Source organism: Streptomyces sp. NPDC050842 (genome assembly GCF_044456565.1).
Lineage (GTDB): Bacteria > Actinomycetota > Actinomycetes > Streptomycetales > Streptomycetaceae > Streptomyces.
Genome location: NZ_JBITGA010000009.1, coordinates 157,166 through 173,149 on the forward strand (window position 1 = coordinate 157,166; position 15,984 = coordinate 173,149).

17 protein-coding genes are annotated in these 15,984 nt (G+C 72.5%); 6 read left to right on the top strand and 11 right to left on the bottom strand.

All coding sequences use genetic code 11. The features are described from left to right. Positions 1-60: 60 nt before the first annotated feature. From ACIBG6_RS28690 to rsmI, 6 genes are all read right to left on the bottom strand, one after another. A complete protein-coding gene (locus ACIBG6_RS28690; RefSeq protein ID WP_399225551.1) occupies positions 61-960 on the bottom strand; it encodes a 4-(cytidine 5'-diphospho)-2-C-methyl-D-erythritol kinase in 900 nt (299 codons plus the stop codon). Then, the gene (rsmA, locus tag ACIBG6_RS28695; protein ID WP_399225552.1) at positions 957-1,829 is read right to left on the bottom strand and encodes a 16S rRNA (adenine(1518)-N(6)/adenine(1519)-N(6))-dimethyltransferase RsmA; all 873 of its coding nucleotides are present in this window, start codon (positions 1,827-1,829) and stop codon (positions 957-959) included. The genes ACIBG6_RS28690 and rsmA overlap by 4 nt, the downstream gene beginning before the upstream one ends. Positions 1,830-1,869: 40 nt before the next feature. Then, a complete protein-coding gene (locus ACIBG6_RS28700; protein WP_399225553.1) occupies positions 1,870-3,123 on the bottom strand; it encodes a ubiquitin-like domain-containing protein in 1,254 nt (417 codons plus the stop codon). A 93-nt stretch (positions 3,124-3,216) separates the two neighbouring features. Continuing rightward, entirely contained in the window at positions 3,217-4,086 is an 870-nt protein-coding gene (locus ACIBG6_RS28705; protein ID WP_317596141.1) for a TatD family hydrolase, read from the bottom strand. A gap of 52 nt (positions 4,087-4,138) precedes the next feature. Beyond that, a complete protein-coding gene (locus ACIBG6_RS28710; RefSeq protein WP_399225554.1) occupies positions 4,139-4,639 on the bottom strand; it encodes a hypothetical protein in 501 nt (166 codons plus the stop codon). A 175-nt stretch (positions 4,640-4,814) separates the two neighbouring features. Continuing rightward, positions 4,815-5,675, bottom strand: a complete 861-nt coding sequence (gene rsmI, locus ACIBG6_RS28715) for a 16S rRNA (cytidine(1402)-2'-O)-methyltransferase (RefSeq protein ID WP_317596145.1) — start codon at positions 5,673-5,675, stop codon at positions 4,815-4,817. 52 nt (positions 5,676-5,727) lie between these two features. On the opposite strand from rsmI, the gene ACIBG6_RS28720 reads away from it, so the two are divergent. The 5 genes from ACIBG6_RS28720 to ACIBG6_RS28740 all read left to right on the top strand — a co-directional run bounded on the left by ACIBG6_RS28720 (position 5,728) and on the right by ACIBG6_RS28740 (position 12,305). Beyond that, positions 5,728-7,476, top strand: coding sequence for a dolichyl-phosphate-mannose--protein mannosyltransferase (locus ACIBG6_RS28720; RefSeq protein ID WP_399225555.1), 1,749 nt, complete (start codon positions 5,728-5,730; stop codon positions 7,474-7,476). A 225-nt stretch (positions 7,477-7,701) separates the two neighbouring features. Continuing rightward, a complete protein-coding gene (locus ACIBG6_RS28725; RefSeq protein ID WP_399225557.1) occupies positions 7,702-9,177 on the top strand; it encodes a DUF4157 domain-containing protein in 1,476 nt (491 codons plus the stop codon). A 79-nt stretch (positions 9,178-9,256) separates the two neighbouring features. Beyond that, on the top strand, positions 9,257-10,906 hold the full coding sequence (locus ACIBG6_RS28730; RefSeq protein ID WP_399225558.1) for a penicillin-binding transpeptidase domain-containing protein: 1,650 nt from the start codon (positions 9,257-9,259) through the stop codon (positions 10,904-10,906). 56 nt (positions 10,907-10,962) lie between these two features. Continuing rightward, positions 10,963-11,457: a YbaK/EbsC family protein gene (locus ACIBG6_RS28735; RefSeq protein WP_399225559.1), complete on the top strand. Its 495-nt coding sequence runs from the start codon at positions 10,963-10,965 to the stop codon at positions 11,455-11,457. Continuing rightward, positions 11,454-12,305, top strand: a complete 852-nt coding sequence (locus ACIBG6_RS28740; protein WP_399225560.1) for an EamA family transporter — start codon at positions 11,454-11,456, stop codon at positions 12,303-12,305. Before ACIBG6_RS28735 ends, ACIBG6_RS28740 begins: the two co-directional genes overlap by 4 nt. A gap of 12 nt (positions 12,306-12,317) precedes the next feature. On the opposite strand, the gene ACIBG6_RS28745 is transcribed toward ACIBG6_RS28740, so the two are convergent. The 5 genes from ACIBG6_RS28745 to ACIBG6_RS28765 all read right to left on the bottom strand — a co-directional run bounded on the left by ACIBG6_RS28745 (position 12,318) and on the right by ACIBG6_RS28765 (position 15,047). Further along, a complete protein-coding gene (locus ACIBG6_RS28745; RefSeq protein ID WP_384148708.1) occupies positions 12,318-12,587 on the bottom strand; it encodes a hypothetical protein in 270 nt (89 codons plus the stop codon). Positions 12,588-12,752: 165 nt separating this feature from the next. Next, positions 12,753-13,106 (bottom strand): hypothetical protein, encoded by a 354-nt coding sequence (locus tag ACIBG6_RS28750; protein ID WP_399225561.1) that lies wholly within the window; start codon positions 13,104-13,106, stop codon positions 12,753-12,755. After that, positions 13,103-13,717, bottom strand: a complete 615-nt coding sequence (locus ACIBG6_RS28755; RefSeq protein WP_399225563.1) for an RNA polymerase sigma factor — start codon at positions 13,715-13,717, stop codon at positions 13,103-13,105. Before ACIBG6_RS28755 ends, ACIBG6_RS28750 begins: the two co-directional genes overlap by 4 nt. A gap of 81 nt (positions 13,718-13,798) precedes the next feature. Continuing rightward, a complete protein-coding gene (locus tag ACIBG6_RS28760; RefSeq protein ID WP_399225564.1) occupies positions 13,799-14,098 on the bottom strand; it encodes a hypothetical protein in 300 nt (99 codons plus the stop codon). A gap of 148 nt (positions 14,099-14,246) precedes the next feature. After that, the gene (locus ACIBG6_RS28765; protein WP_399225565.1) at positions 14,247-15,047 is read right to left on the bottom strand and encodes an SDR family NAD(P)-dependent oxidoreductase; all 801 of its coding nucleotides are present in this window, start codon (positions 15,045-15,047) and stop codon (positions 14,247-14,249) included. Between the two features lie 177 nt (positions 15,048-15,224). Here ACIBG6_RS28765 and ACIBG6_RS28770 point away from each other — a divergent pair, with 177 nt between their 5' ends. Beyond that, the gene (locus tag ACIBG6_RS28770; RefSeq protein ID WP_399225566.1) at positions 15,225-15,965 is read left to right on the top strand and encodes a 2OG-Fe dioxygenase family protein; all 741 of its coding nucleotides are present in this window, start codon (positions 15,225-15,227) and stop codon (positions 15,963-15,965) included. Positions 15,966-15,984: the final 19 nt, after the last annotated feature.

The following is a 15,984-nucleotide window of genomic DNA, read 5'->3' on the forward strand; positions in this document are numbered from 1 at the left end:
CCCCCCAGGGCTCGTCGGAACCGACGGCCCAGGGTGGCAGGCGAAGGTGAAGGGAAGGTGTCAGGCCGGGAGGACGGCCGCGCCCGGCGCCGGGGAGGTCGCCGGCCGCGCCGTGCGGCACGTGCCCGAGGCGATGAGGGCCGCGGCGACGGACTCCGCCGCCCCCGCGTCCTTCACCAGGAACGCCGTCGTCGGGCCCGAGCCGGAGACCAGCGCGGCCAGCGCGCCCGCGTCCGTGCCGGCCGTCAGGGTCGCCGCGAGCGACGGGCGCAGGGAGAGCGCCGCCGCCTGGAGGTCGTTGGCGAGCGTGCCCGCGAGGGCGGTGGTGTCGCCGGTGCGGAGGGCGTCCAGGAGGAGCGGGGAGGCGGTCGGGGCGGGGACGTCGACGCCCTCGGTGAGGCGGTCGAACTCGCCGTACACCGCCGGGGTCGAGAGCCCGCCGTCCGCGACGGCGAACACCCAGTGGAAGGTCCCGCCGACCGGGAGTTCCGTGAGCGTCTCGCCGCGGCCGGTGCCGAGTGCCGCCCCGCCGACCAGGCTGAACGGCACGTCGGAGCCCAGCTCCGCACAGATCTCGAGAAGCGACTCGCGCGAGGAGTTCAGGCCCCACAGCGCGTCGCAGGCGAGCAGCGCGCCCGCGCCGTCCGCGCTGCCGCCGGCCATGCCGCCGGCGACGGGGATGTCCTTGGCGATGTGCAGGTGCACGTCCGGGGAGATGCCGTGCCGGGCGGCGAGCAGCTCGGCGGCGCGCGCGGCGAGGTTCGTGCGGTCCAGCGGCACCTTGTCGGCGTCGGGGCCCTCGCAGGTGATCGTCAGCTCGGCGGCCGGGGTGGCCGTCACCTCGTCGTACAGGGAGACGGCGAGGAAGACGTTGGCCAGGTCGTGGAAGCCGTCGGGGCGGGCCGCGCCCACCGCCAGCTGGACGTTGACCTTGGCGGGCACCCGTACGGTCACGGTCACTGCTTCGCCTCCGCGATCCTCGCGAACTCCTCGACCGTCAGCGCCTCGCCGCGCGCCTGCGGCGAGATCCCGGCCTTGACCAGGGCCTCCTCCGCCGCGGCGGGTGAGCCCGCCCACGTCGCGAGGGCCGCGCGCAGGGTCTTGCGGCGCTGCGCGAACGCCGCGTCGACGACCGCGAAGACCTCCTTGCGGGAGGCGGTGGTCGCGAGCGGCTCGCTGCGCCGGACGAGGGAGACGAGACCCGAGTCGACGTTCGGCGCGGGCCAGAAGACGTTGCGGCCGATGGAGCCGGCCCGCTTCACCTCCGCGTACCAGTTCGCCTTGACCGACGGGACGCCGTAGACCTTGTTGCCGGGCTTGGCGGCGAGCCGGTCGGCGACCTCGGCCTGGACCATGACGAGGGTCCGCTCGATGGTCGGGAACCGCTCCAGCATGTGGAGCAGGACCGGCACGGCCACGTTGTACGGCAGGTTGGCGACGAGCGCGGTCGGCGGCGGGCCTGGGAGCTCCTGCACCTGCATGGCGTCGGAGTGGACGAGCGCGAAGCGGTCGGCGCGCGCGGGCATGCGGGCGGCGATCGTGGCGGGCAGCGCGGCGGCGAGCACGTCGTCGATCTCGACGGCCGTCACCCGGTCCGCGGCCTCCAGGAGCGCCAGGGTGAGGGAGCCGAGTCCGGGCCCCACCTCCACGACGACGTCGTCGGGCCGCACCTCGGCCGTGCGGACGATCCGCCGGACGGTGTTGGCGTCGATGACGAAGTTCTGGCCCTTCTGCTTCGTGGGGCGCACGCCGAGGGCGGCGGCCAGCTCACGGATGTCGGCGGGGCCGAGGAGGGCGTCGGGGCTTTCGGGGCCGGTGGTGGTGCTCACCGGTACAGCCTACGGGGCACCGGTGGGGCCGACCGACGGCTCACCCGTGGAGCCGCCTGCCGCAGTGGGGCCACGGGCTCGCGCCCCGCTGCACGTACAGCTTCTTCGCCCGGAACGTCTGCTCGGCCGCGGGCGCGTTCTGGGCGGTGCCGGTGCCGCCGAGCGAGCGCCAGGTGCCGGGGTCGAACTGGTAGAGCCCGCCGTACGTCCCCGAGGGGTCGACGGCGTTCGGGCGGCCGCCGGACTCGCAGGCGGCGAGCGCTCCCCAGTCGAGGCCGTCGGCGCCGGCGACGGAGGTGGGCAGCGCCCGGGTGCCGACCCGCACCTTGCGGCTGACGGGTTCGCGGACGATCTCCTCGCCGGTCCTGCGGGGCCTCTGCTTGACGCCGTTGACCGTGCGCAGGGCGTACGTGACGCGGCGGACGCCCGCGACACCCTGGCGTTCGACGACCTCGGTGCCCGCGAAGAGCTCCGGGTCGCGGACCCTCTCGACGGCGTACGGGATCGCCTCCTCCCGGACCTGCCGGGAGCCGGTGATGCGCAGCACGGTGACCGTCTGGCCGTCGCGGGGGTAGGAGCCGGCCGTGACGGAGGTGGTGTCCTGGCCGGAGAGCGTGATCCCGGCCTCGGCGAGGGCCTCGCCGATGGTGGCGGCGTTGGTGCGGACGACGCGCTCGCGGCCGTCGGCGAGGAAGGTGACCGTCCGCTCGGTGCGGACGTCGAGGGCGAGGCCCTGGCGGGTGATCGGGGCCGCGCGGGAGACCGAGAGGTACGCGCCCTCCGCGCGGACCCCGAGCTGGCGCAGCGCCCCCTCGACGGTCCTGGCGGTGGTCCAGATCGTGTGGCGCCGGCCGTCGAGGGTGAGGGCGACGGGCCGCCCGTACCGGACGACGACCTCGTCGCCGTCGGCGAGGGCCTCGCCGGGGGCGGGGGCGACGATGTCGTGGGAGCCGACGGTCAGGCCCTCGTGGGCGAGGAGCTCGTCGACGTCGTCGGCGAAGGTGTGGAAGCTGCGCGGGACGCCGTCGACGGAGAGCCGGACCGCCTTGTCGTTGGCGACGAAGGCGCTGGTGCCGCCGGCGAGGAAGGCGACGACGAGGGCCTGCGGGACGAGCCGCCGGAGGCCGTCCCGGGGGGAGCCGGCGGCCTTGCGGCGGCGGGCGGCACGCCGGGATCCGGCCCGGGAGCCCCCTTGACCGGGGACGACGAGCCGGGCCTCTTGGGTGGGCTGCTCGTGGACGGGCAGGGTCGCCGCTCGCCGTCCGGCTCGGTGACTGCCCTGGGAAGTGCTCACGAGGCCGGGACACTAGCCCCGGCCACGGTCACTCTCCCGAACTATCCGGCTACGACACGTAACCGTTATGGATCAGTAATCAGTAGCCGGTGGTCAGTAGTCGAAGGCGCGGGCCGTGTTCACGGCGATCGCCTCGGCGAGGTCGTTCTCCCCGATCCCGCGCACGGCCGCCATCGCCCGGACGGTGACCGGGATGAGGTACGGGGCGTTGGGGCGGCCCCGGTAGGGCGCCGGGGTGAGGAAGGGCGCGTCGGTCTCGACGAGGACGAGCTCCAGCGGGGCGACGGCGAGCGCGTCGCGGAGGTGCTGGGCGTTCTTGAAGGTGACGTTGCCGGCGAAGGACATGTAGTAGCCCTTGGCGGCGCAGATCTCGGCCATGGCGGCGTCGCCGGAGTAGCAGTGGAAGACGGTCCGCTCGGGGGCGCCCTCCTCGTCGAGGACGCGCAGCACGTCGGCATGCGCCTCGCGGTCGTGGATGACGAGCGCCTTGCCGTGCCGCTTGGCGATCTCGATGTGGGCGCGGAAGGAACGCTCCTGCGCGGCGATGCCCTCGGGGCCGGTGCGGAAGAAGTCGAGGCCGGTCTCGCCGACCCCGAGGACGTACGGCAGGGCGGCGAGCCGGTCGATCTCGGCGAGCGCGTCGTCGAGGGCGGCGTCGCCGCCGCCTTCCCGCGCCCCCTGCCGCGACCAGCCGTCGGGGTCCCCCAGGACGATCCGCGGGGCTTCGTTCGGGTGCAGGGCGACGGCGGCGTGCACGTTCGCGTGGGCGGCGGCGGTCTCGGCGGCCCACTGCGAGCCCTTCACGTCGCAGCCGACCTGGACGACCGTGGTCACGCCGACGGCGGCGGCCTTGACCAGGGCCTCCTCGACGGTCCCGGACTGCATGTCCAGGTGGGTGTGCGAGTCCGCGACCTCCACGAGCAGGGGTTCGGGCAGCGGCGGCGGGGCGTCCTTGGCACTCATGGCCCCGATCGTACGAGGGCCACGAGCGCCGGCGCGCGGGGTGACCCCCGGCTTACCTTTCGCGGTTGCGGAAGGGATGCAGGAGGTCGGAGAGGTGCCAGTGGTGCGGCACCGGCGGTGTCTCCGGTCCCGCGGCGTCCGAGGCTCCCGCCGTGCCCGCCGAGCCCGCCGTGCCCCTCGTGCCCGCGGTGGCCATGGCGTCCTCGGCGCCCACGGTCAGTTCCTGTCCGATCGGCCCGGCCATCGAGACGGGCTTGGTCGCCTTCGCCCCGTGCTGGTGCTTCTCCGTCGCGGCGATCAGGTCGAGCACCGACGACACCTGCCCCGCGCGCATGATCCGGACGACGTGACCGCCGCAGTTCATGCAGGTGGGACTGGACAGCGGGGAAGGGACCCGCTCCCCGTCGGCCTTGTAGACGACGAATTCCTGGCCGGCGGCGTCGACGTGGTGCTCGATGTCGTACGCCTGCTCCCAGCCGTATCCACAGCGCATGCAGGCGAAGGCGTACGCCTCATGGGCGACGGATATGCCGGTGCCGGTGATCTCGCTCATGCCAGCTCCTCTCCACTGATCAGTGGACGCCTTTTCGGGCCGGAGCGCATCAGCAGGAGACGAACCATGGAAGGCTTTTGGCTCTTCCCTTGCCAAGCGCCCTGCGAAGAGTCCCGGCGCCGGGTTCGGCTTTGCCTTTCAGGTTAGTCCTTTACGTTTACGAGGACCCTTCCAGTCAGCCCTTTGCCGCGTTCTTTGCCGCGACGACCGCATCGAACACCTCGCGCTTGGGCAGGCCCGCCTCGGCCGCGACCGCGACGATCGCCTCCTTGCGCCGCTCCCCCGCCTCCTCGCGCACCTGCACCCTGCGCACCAGCTCCGCGGCGTCGAGCTCGCCGGGTCCGGTCTCCGGGGCGCCCTCGACGACGACGGTGATCTCGCCGCGTACGCCCTCGGCGGCCCAGGCGGCGAGCTCGGCGAGCGGGCCGCGCTTGACCTCCTCGTACGTCTTGGTCAGCTCGCGGCAGACGGCGGCACGGCGCTCGGCGCCGAAGACCTCGGCCATCGCGGCGAGCGTGTCGTCGAGCCGGTGCGGGGCCTCGAAGTAGACGAGGGTCCGACGCTCGTCGGCGACCTCGCGCAGCTTCCCGAGCCGCTCGCCCGCCTTGCGCGGCAGGAAGCCCTCGAAGCAGAACCGGTCGACGGGCAGCCCGGAGAGGGCGAGCGCGGTGAGCACGGCGGACGGGCCGGGGACGGCCGTGACCTTGATGTCCTGCTCGACGGCGGCGGCGACCAGGCGGTAGCCGGGGTCCGAGACGGACGGCATGCCCGCGTCCGTGACGAGCAGCACACGGGCGCCGCCCACGAGCGCCTCGACCAGTTCGGGCGTACGGGCGGACTCGTTGCCCTCGAAGTACGAGACGACCCGTCCCGAGGTGTGGATGCCGAGGGCCCGGGTCAGGCCGCGCAGCCTCCGGGTGTCCTCGGCGGCCACGATGTCCGCGTTCTCCAGTTCGGTGGCGAGTCGGGGCGGAGCGTCCGCGATGTCACCGATGGGGGTCCCTGCGAGTACCAGCGTTCCTGTCACACGGGACATCCTCCCAGCCCGGACAGGCGACGCGCACAGGCGCGTTCCCTACGATGGCGCGGTGACCAGTACCGCACCCGAGACCCTGGAGGGCCGGCACGCCGTGGCAGAGCCCTCTTCGTGGCAGCAGAGGCTGCGGCGCTTCGGCTACGCGCCCCGCGCCGAGAACCCCGCTCCCATCGGGCTGCGGGAGCGGCTCGACCCCCCGTACGCCCGTCCATCGGCGCGTGTGTGGTCGCTCCTCGGCATCGGCCCCGTCCGGGCCGAGCGGCTGTGGCGGCTGATGGCCTGGGGCGGTCCGCTCCTGGTCACGGCGGTCGCGGGCCTGCTGAGGTTCTGGAACCTGGGCAAGCCGCACGCGGTGATATTCGACGAGACGTATTACGCCAAGGACTCCTGGGCCCTGATCAACCAGGGGTACGAGGGGGCCTGGCCGAAGGACATCGACAAGACGATCCTGAACGACCCGGGCGCGGTGCTCGTCCCGACCGACCCCGGCTACGTCGTCCATCCCCCGATGGGCAAATGGGTCATCGGCCTCGGCGAGAAGATCTTCGGCTTCGAGCCCTTCGGCTGGCGCTTCATGGTGGCGCTGCTCGGCACGCTGTCGGTGCTGATGCTGTGCCGGATCGGCCGGCGCCTCTTCCGCTCGACGTTCCTCGGCTGTCTGGCGGGCCTGCTGCTCGCCGTCGACGGACTGCACTTCGTGATGAGCCGCACGGCGCTCCTCGACCAGGTGCTGATGTTCTTCGTGCTCGCCTCCTTCGGCTGCCTCGTCGTCGACCGCGACCGCAACCGGAAACGGCTCGCGGCGGCGCTTCCCGAGGACGAGGAGGGGGTGCTGCGGCCCGACGGGGAGATCGCGGAGACCCTGCGCATGGGATGGCGGCCGTGGCGGATCGCGGCCGGCGTGATGCTGGGCCTCGCGGCGGCGACCAAGTGGAACGGCCTGTACGTCATGGTGGCGTTCGGCCTGATGACGGTCCTGTGGGACGTGGCGGGCCGCCGCACGGGCGGCGCGGTCCGCCCGTACCTCTCGGTGATCAAGAAGGACCTGGTCCCGGCGTTCGTGTCGGTGGTGCCGGTGGCGATCGCCACGTACCTGGTCACCTGGACCGGCTGGATCGTCTCCGACAAGGGGTACTTCCGGAACTGGGCCGCCGACCAGGACAAGCTCCCGGGCGGCGGGGACAGCTTCTGGGGCTGGCTGCCGGAGTGGCTGCGCAGCCTCTGGCACTACGAGTCCGAGGTCTACTCGTTCCACGTGGGCCTGACCTCGCCGCACACGTACGAGTCGAACCCCTGGTCCTGGATCGTCCTCGGCCGCCCCGTCTCGTACTTCTACGAGTCCCCGGCCCCCGGCACCGCCGGCTGCCCGGCCACCGCCAAGGCGAAGTGCGCCCAGGAGGTCCTGGCCCTCGGCACCCCTCTCCTGTGGTGGGCCGCCTGCTTCGCCATCCTGTACGTCCTGTGGCGCTGGGCCTTCCGCCGCGACTGGCGCGCGGGCGCGATCGCGTGCGGCATCGCGGCGGGCTGGGTCCCCTGGTTCCTCTACCAGGAACGCACCATCTTCCTTTTCTACGCGGTCGTCTTCGTGCCTTTCCTGTGTCTGGCGGTGGCCATGATGCTGGGCGCGATCATCGGGCCACGCGGCTCCTCGGAAAGGCGCCGCACATTCGGCGCGGTGGCGGCCGGATGCCTGGTGCTGCTGATCGTCTGGAACTTCATCTATTTCTGGCCGATCTACACGGGAACGCCGATTCCGATAGACCAATGGCGGGGTCGGATGTGGCTCGACACGTGGGTCTAGCCACGTAGACACGAATGGCATGTGGGAGGGGTGCGACCGGTCCGGTCGCACCCCTCCCGCATGTCCGGGGCCGTCCGCATGGCCGGGGCCGTCCGCGTCGCCGCCGTACGAGGCTGCCCGATCGGTCCCCCGCCTCTGCCCCCGCTCCTGCCCCGCGTGCCGTGGGCCGGCGGCTCGCCTGCGTGTATCCAGGAAGCTCAGGCCGCGACCAGGAGTGAGGTACCCGTGCGGACCCCGAGCGACGGCAGAACCAGCAACGGCGGAGAGCAGGACCGGACACCGGCCGGCAAGGCGGTCGCGCGCCGGGAGGCGGAGTCCTCCTCGCCCCAGGGAACGGCCGGGCTCCCGCCCGGCGCGGGCAACGCGGCGGCCATCCAACTGCTCCGCATGGCCGGCCACCCCTGGGCCCAGGAACTGCACCAGCACAACGCCGGCTGCGGCCACGGGCAGACCGAGCAGGCGGCGCCCTCGGTGCAGCGCTCAGCCGTTCACGACGTCCTGCGCGCCCCCGGACGCTCCCTGGACGAGGCCACCCGCACCGACATGGAGAGCCGGCTCGGCGCGGACTTCTCCGACGTCCGCATCCATGACGACTCCGCCGCCAGGACGTCCGCCGCCGAGGTCGGCGCCCGCGCCTACACCTCCGGCAACCACGTCGTCATCGGCGACGGCGGCAACGACAAACACACCCTCGCCCACGAGCTGACCCATGTCATCCAGCAGCGCCAGGGCCCTGTCGCCGGCTCCGACACCGGATCCGGGCTCCGCGTGAGCGACCCCTCCGACCGCTTCGAGCGAGAGGCCGAGGCCACCGCGAACCGCGTGATGGCGGGCGCCCGGCCGGAGGCCGCACATGCCGTGCAGCGTGACGCGGCCCCTTCTCCGGTGGCGTCGGGCACACCGTCCGTGCAGCGCGTCGAATACCCCACCACAGCCGACGACATGCTCACCCAGCGCTACTGGGAACAGCAGGCGGGAGGGGCCAAGGAGCTGCAGAAGGCCAGGAAGGGCATGAAGGGCATCGTGAAGGTCAAGCCACGACCCATCGATGCCATCGTCGGCGGAATCGCCAACAGCCTGCTCGTGCAGCTGGACGCCAAGCCCGCGACATCCGGGTCCATGACGCTCTACCGCGGCATGAGCAGCGGTGAGGCGGACCGGGTGCTGGAGTGGGCCCAGGGCGCTGAAGGCGTCGTGAGCGAGAAGGCCGCGACCGAGGCCTGGATCAGGGAGAACCCGAAGGCGACCGCCGAGGAATGGCACGATTCGGGACACCCCTACATCCCGGTCGGCACTCACCTGGGCGACCAGAAGCAGGCTCACAACTACATGGAAGACGGCAGCAGGATGCTCGCCTTCACGCTCAAGCCCGGAGCTCACGAGCTGCTTTTCAACCCGCTGTACACCGCGCTGGCACCCCAGGGGGACGCGCCGACCTACATCAACCACGCGTATCCCCCCGGGGCGAAGGACCCCCAGCGCGTGGCGGCCTCCGCGAACGAGGGAACGCTCGGCGGCTACATCGGGATCAAGGCCGAGCAGCACGGATACTTCAGCGTCAATCCCGGTAAGTCCTCGCAACGGAACGGCGAGTGGCAGCAGACGCCCGGTCACCTCCTCTTCCAGCTCTTCCTCCACGAGGTGCGGGAGGTGACCGAGTACGACGCGGCCTCTCTGCCGAGTACACGACGGCCCAAGTGACGTATGTGGCGGTAGTTGCTCGACACACCGAAAGGACGCTGGTTGACTGGACGGCCACCTGGGGAGGGGAGGCGCAGTCATGCGCAGTGGAGCCAAGACCGCGATAGTCGGGGGCGTGTTCCTCGTCGTGGCAGGCGGTGTCGGGTACGGGGGATTCAACCTCTACAACGGGATCACGGGCGGCGATTCGTCCGTGGGGAACCGTTCCTCCGATGAGGCACCGAAGACCGGGCCCGTCACGGGCGACGAGGTGACGACGACCGCGCGGGACTTCCTCGCGGCCTGGGCCGCCGGTGAGCCGGAGAAGGCCGGGCAGCTGACGAACGACCCGGTCACGGCGGGGCCGGCCGTGGCGGCCTACCGGGAGGGCGCGAGCGTCTCGGAGGCCGAGATCACGCCGGGGGCGCCCGTCGGGGCGAAGGTGCCGTTCACCGTGAAGGCCACGATCACGCACAACGGCGTGTCGAAGCCTTGGTCGTACGCCTCCGAACTGACCGTCGTCCGGGGGCAGACCACCGGCCGGCCACTGGTGAAGTGGGCACCGTCCGTGCTCCACCCGAGGCTGCTCACCGCCGACGCCACCCTGCGCACGGGCGTCGCGAAGACGCCCTCGGTGAAGACCGTCGACCGGAACGGCAAGGAGCTGACGGCGGAGAAGTACCCGTCGCTGAGACCGGTCCTGGACGAGCTGCGCAAGCGGTACGGGGCGAAGGCGGGCGGCGAGACCGGCATCGAGACGTGGATCGAGTCGGGCAGCGCGTCCGTGCCGGACTCGACCCTCCTCGTCCTGTCGAAGGGCAAGCCGGGCACGCTGAAGACCACGATCGACGCGGGTGTGCAGGCGGCGGCCGAGAAGGCGGTCAAGACGTACGAGAACGCCTCGGTGGCGGCGATAGAGCCGTCGACGGGCGCGATACGGGCGGTCGCCAACAACCCGGCCACCGAGTACAACACCGCGTTCCGGGGAGCCCAGGCCCCCGGTTCGACGATGAAGATCGTCACGGCGGCGATGATGATGCAGAACGGCATCGCGACGCCCGACAGCAAGGTCGAGTGTCCTCCCGACGTCGTGTCGAGGAGCACCACCTTCGAGAACCTCAAGAGGTTCAGCATCCCCAACGGCACCCTCGCCGAGTCGTTCCGCCGCTCCTGCAACACCGCCTTCATCAAGGCGGTCCCTCCCCTCAATGAAAAGGGCATCGAGAACACCGCCCTCGGCGACACCGCCCGCGACTCCTTCGGCATCGGCCAGACCTGGGCGGTGGGCGTCCCGGCGGCGGACGGCAGCGTCCCCGAGTCGGCCGGCAGCGAGACACCCGCCTCGTACATCGGCCAGGGCAAGATCACGATGAGCGCTCTGAACGTCGCCTCGCTCTCCGCGACCGTGAAGAACGGCGGGTTCCTCCAGCCGTACCTGGTGGCGAAGGAGCTCGACGACCGGGAGTTCGCCAAGGCCGACCGGCTCTCCCCCGCGGTCGCCTCGGGGCTGCAGCGGATGATGAGGGAGACGGCGACGGCGGCGGACGGCACCGCGGTCCGCGCGATGTCGGGGCTCGCCCGCCCGAAGGGCGCGAAGACCGGTTCCGCCGAGGTCGACGGCCAAGGCACGTCCAACAGCTGGTTCACCGGCTACTCGGGCGACCTCGCGGCGGCGGCGGTCGTCGAGGAGGGCGGCCACGGCAGCGACGCGGCGGGCCCGGTGGTCGCGCAGGTCCTGAAGGCCGGCTGACCCAGCCTGCGGAACACGGTCGCGTGGCCCGTACAGCTACCGCTAGCGTGCGGGCCATGAGCACCGCTGACGAGACCTCCCCCGCGCACCCCCTGTTCGCCGCCGCTCTCCAGGAGTTGGGCCTCGACGTCGAGGTCCGTCGCTTCCCGGACGAGACCCGCACCGCGCAGCAGGCCGCCGACGCCATCGGCTGCGAGGTCGCCGAGATCGTGAAGTCGCTGATCTTCGCCGCCGACGGGGTGCCGGTCCTCGTCCTGATGGACGGCGCCTCGCGGGTGGACGTCGAGCGGGTACGGCAGGAGCTGGGCGCCGGGAAGGTCACCCGGGCCGACGCCAAGGCGGTCCGGGAGACCACCGGGTACGCGATCGGGGGTGTCCCGCCCTTCGGGCACCGCACCCGGACCCGGGTCCTCGCCGACCGGGGCGTCCTCGACCACGACGTGGTGTGGGCGGCGGCGGGCACCCCGCACACCGTCTTCGCGCTGGACCCGAAGACGCTGGTCGCTCACGCCGGCGCCACCCTGGTGGACGTCCGCGAGCCCTCGGCGTGACCCCGCTCGTCACCCTCGCGGTGATCGTCGCCGCCGTCACGCACGCGAGCTGGAACGCCGTCGCGCACCACATCAAGGACCAGCTGCTCTCGTTCACGCTGATCTGCGGCGGCGGGGCGCTGCTCGGCCTGGTCATGGCCGTCTTCGTCCCCCTCCCGGCGGCCGGCGCGTGGCCGTACCTGATCGCTTCGGCGCTCCTCCACGTCGGCTACCAGGCCCTGCTCATGCGCGCGTTCACGCTGGGCGACTTCGGGCAGATGTACCCGATCGCGCGCGGTACGGCCCCCCTCGTCGTGACCGTCCTCGCGGCCGTGTTCCTCGACGAGGTGCCGGGCGGCTGGCAGCTGCTGGGGGTGGCGGTGGCGTGCGCGGGCCTGACGGGCCTGGCCCTCTGGGGGATCCGGGGCAAGGACACCCGCCCGCACTGGCCGGCGCTCGTCGCCGCCGGCGCGACGGGTCTGTCCATCGCGATCTACACGGTCGTCGACGGGGTGGGCGTCCGCGTGTCCGGCACCCCGCTCGGCTACATCGCGTGGCTGATGATCCTCCAGGGCCTCGCGATCCCGGCGTACGCCCTGTGGCGGCGCCGCGCGGCCCTCGTCCCCCAACTCCGCCCGTACGCGGCCCGGGGCCTCCTCAGTGCGGCCCTCTCCCTCATGGCGTACGCCCTCGTCCTGTGGGCCCAGACGAAGGCCCCGCTGGCCCCGGTCGCGGCGCTCCGCGAGTCCTCGATCATCGTGGGCGCGGCGATCGGCGCGCTCTTCTTCAAGGAACGCTTCGGCGGCCCCCGGGTCGTGGGGGCGGGCCTGATGGTCCTCGGCATCGGCCTGATGCTCCAGGCGGGCTGAACCGCCCTCGGCTCAGGGGCCGTCGCAGGAGGCACGGAAGAAGTCGGTCCGGATGCGCCGGAAGCCGGTGTGCCCGGTCTCCTCGGCGTGGGCCAGACACCAGACGGCGGGCCCGCGCCCGTCGTCCGCCGCGCCGGAACCGTCCAGGCAGGTGGTGCACTCGGCCTCGGTGATCAGCCCGCTCCCGGAGCGGTCGGCCCGTAACGCCCAGAGCTTCGGCCGCCGCGCCCCCCGGTGATACGGCCCGGCCACCCGACCGACCGCGATTCCCTCACGACGCATCAGACTCCCCCTCCACGGCAAGCTCAGCCCACACCAGCTTTCCCGCACCGAGGCGTTCGCAGACACCCACGTGACAGCGAGAACGTGGACGAGGGGAAGCCCCCGGTGAGTCTGCCCGAACCCGCTTGAGGGACAGGCGGACTCACCCGGCTCCGGCCGAGCCCGTCAGTCCGAGGGCCGTACGACGCTGGGTGTCCCGGCGGACGACGGGGTCGTCACGGGAGGGGTGGGCGGTGCCGGGTCGCTGATGCCCGGGGAGCGGGCCGGCTGGACCGGGGCCGGGGCCAGGGGGCTGCCCGGGAGCAGGTACAGGAGGCAGACGGCCGCCACCATGGCCGCCGCGGCCAGTGCGGCGAGGCCGGGGCCGCGCAGGGCGCGGATCGTCCAGGCGCGGCCCCGCGGGGGGTCCTCGCGGCGGAGGTCCCGGTGGGTGACCAGGGCCGCGCGGGCCGTCAGGGCCGCTCTGAGGCGGGTCTCCGTCGTGGCGTGGCGGTCTTCGGTGGGTGGGGTGGTGGTCATCGGGACGCCTCCAGGTTCTTCTCCAGGGCGTCCAGGGCCCTGCTCGCCGTGGACTTCACCGTGCCACGGGACAGGCCGAGGGTCTGGGCGATCTGTGCCTCGGTCAGTTCCGACCAGTAGCGCAGGACCAGGACCTCGCGCTGGCGGTCGGTGAGCCGGGTCAGCGCGTCGAGGACCGTGCGGTGTTCCTCCGCGAGGAGGAGTCCCTCGTCGACCGGGGCGCTCGCCGGCTGGTGGGGCGGGGTGTAGCCGCGGGCCGTGCGGCGGCGGCGCAGTACGGAGCGGGCCGCGTTGACCACGGCGGTGTGCAGGTACGCGCCCGGGTCCTGGAGGCCGTCGAGGGACGTGCCGTAGGCCCTGCACACGGCCGCGAACGCGTCCTGGACGACGTCCTCGGCCGTGTGCAGGTCGTCGACGAGGAAGAGCGCCAGTCTCACCATGTCGAGCCGCCGGGCCTTGTACAGGTCGGTCAGCGTGGGCGGGCGCTCTTCGTACGGCGTGACCCGCGCGCGCGGGCGGAGTTCCCGTACCACCGCCCTGCCCTCCGTGCCGGACACGCGGGCGAGCAGACGGGACCACCAGGGCGGCGCCGCGGCCATCGCGTACTGCATGTGTCGCTCGATCCGTTGCGGGGTGGGGGGTAGGGGGGGCGGGCCGGCCCTTTGGTGGGTCGGCCCGCCCTTGCTCCGGGGTTACTTGCCCGGGGTGATCACGCGGGGCGCGTTCTCCGCGGGCACCGACTTCATGGTCGGGACGCCCTTCTTGGCGGCGTCGGTCCCGGCCGTGCCCGGCTTCACCACGACCGGCTTCGACGCCGGCTTCGGGGTCGACTCGCCCGGCGTGACGCCCTTCGGCCCCGACTCGGCGGGCGTGACGACCTTCGGCGCCGGGGTGGCGCCGGAGTCGGCGACGGCCTGCGCGGTGAAGACACCGCCCAGGAGCAGCGCGGCGCCGGCGACGGCACCCAGGATGCGGCGGGGGTTGCGGTTCATGACGTTCTCCAGGTCAGGAGGTGGGATGAGGGACGTGCGGTGAAGGGCGCCTTCAACCCACCAGACGTGTGGCACCTCCCGAGGTTGCGTCGTCGTTCGAAGAAGTTCTCGGGCGAAGGAGTTCTCCGGCGAAGGAGCTCTCCGGCCCTCAGTCCGCCAGGACCTCCGCGAAGTGCGAGTTCACCGCCAGCAGGCCGCCGTCGACCCGCAGGACCGTGCCCGTGATCCAGGACGCGTCGCGCGACGCGAGGAACGCGACGGCGGCGGCCACGTCCTCCGGCGTGCCCACGCGGCCCAGCGGGTAGACGCGGTCCGCCAGGGCCGCGAGTTCGGCCTCCTTGCCCGCCCAGGCCGTCGTCGCGATCGTCCCCGGGTTGATCTGGTTGACGCGGACGCCGCGCGGCGCCGCGTCGCCCGCCAGCGTCCGGGTGAGCGAGGCGAGACCCGCCTTGGCCGCGCTGTAGGCGTGGTTGCCGAAGTCCACCTCGGCGTTGACCGAGCCGATCGTGACGATCGCCCCGCGCCCGCCCGCAGCCGCAAGGTGCGGCAGCGCCGCCCGGGAGCAGCGGACCGCGCCCATCAGCGTCACGTCGAGCTGGCCCGCCCAGCCCCCGTCCGGTTCGTCCTCGAAACGGTCCCGGTCGGGGGCGACGGGCGCGAGGGCGTTGTTGACGAGGACGTCGAGACCACCGAAGGTCTCCACCGCGTACGCGACGGCCGCCTCCACCGAGTCCCGGTCCCCGACGTCGCAGCGCAGGCCCACCGCCCCGGGCAGCTCGGCGGCGGTCCGTACGGCCTCGTCCTCGTCGATGTCCGTGACCAGCACCCGCGCGCCCTCCGCCGCGAGGCGCCGCGCGGTGGCCGCGCCGATGCCGCGCGCCGCGCCCGTGATCAGTGCCGCGTATCCGTCGAAGCGTCGCGGGGGTTCCGGGCGTTCGTTGAGATCCATGGGCTGCTCCTACCCATCACCCCACCCGGCCGCAACATTCCGTTAACAAAAGGCGCGGGAGGAAAGCGGAGAAAAGGGAGCCCTGACAATTCGGCCATGACCGAAAGGCTTTGACACACACCCTCCCCGAATACCACGATCGACTCCGCCGATGACCATGTGGACACAGGGGGAACAATGTCTTCGACGTACGAATCCGGAGTAGAGCAAATATGCGAGTCCCTTTCCTCGCGGAGCTTTGACCTTCGCTCCGGCGAGAAGGTCAGGCAGCTTCTCCTCCAGCGCTCCGAGAACGCGCTCGACGACCTGGAGCCCTTCCGCGACAGCTGGGGCGGGATGCCGCTCGACAGCTACATGGCGGACGGCGGGCGCTACCGCCGCCGCCGGCACGCCACGCTCAGCGCGCCCCGGGCGAGCGCCGACTACCGCGTCGAGGCCCACCAGCCCCACTACCAGGGGCTCGACTACAACACCCTCAACGGCGGCGTGGCCCGGCACTACGAGGCGTTCGAGGACCGGATCCTGCGCGGCGCCACGATGAACAGCCTGGTCACGCTCGGCTGCGACATCTTCGGCCGGCTCGCCCCGTACTCCGCGTGGCACATCGAGGCCCACCAGTTCCGCATCGAGGTCGACGGCGAAGAGGTCGGCCTGCCCACGCCCGAGGGCGTCCACCGCGACGGCGTCACCTTCGTCCTGATGGCGATGGTCGGCCGCTCCAACGCCACCGGCGGCGAGAGCACCGTCTTCAACCTGGACAAGGAGCCGGTGGAGAAGTTCGCCCTGGCCGACCCCCTCGACCTGGCGCTCGTCAACGACGAGCGGGTCTACCACGGCGTCACGCCGATCGAGCAGATCGATTCCGCAGCCCCGGCCTCGCGCGACGTGCTGGTCGTGACCTACCGTCACAAGCCCTGATGTCAGACGCGGGTGCGGG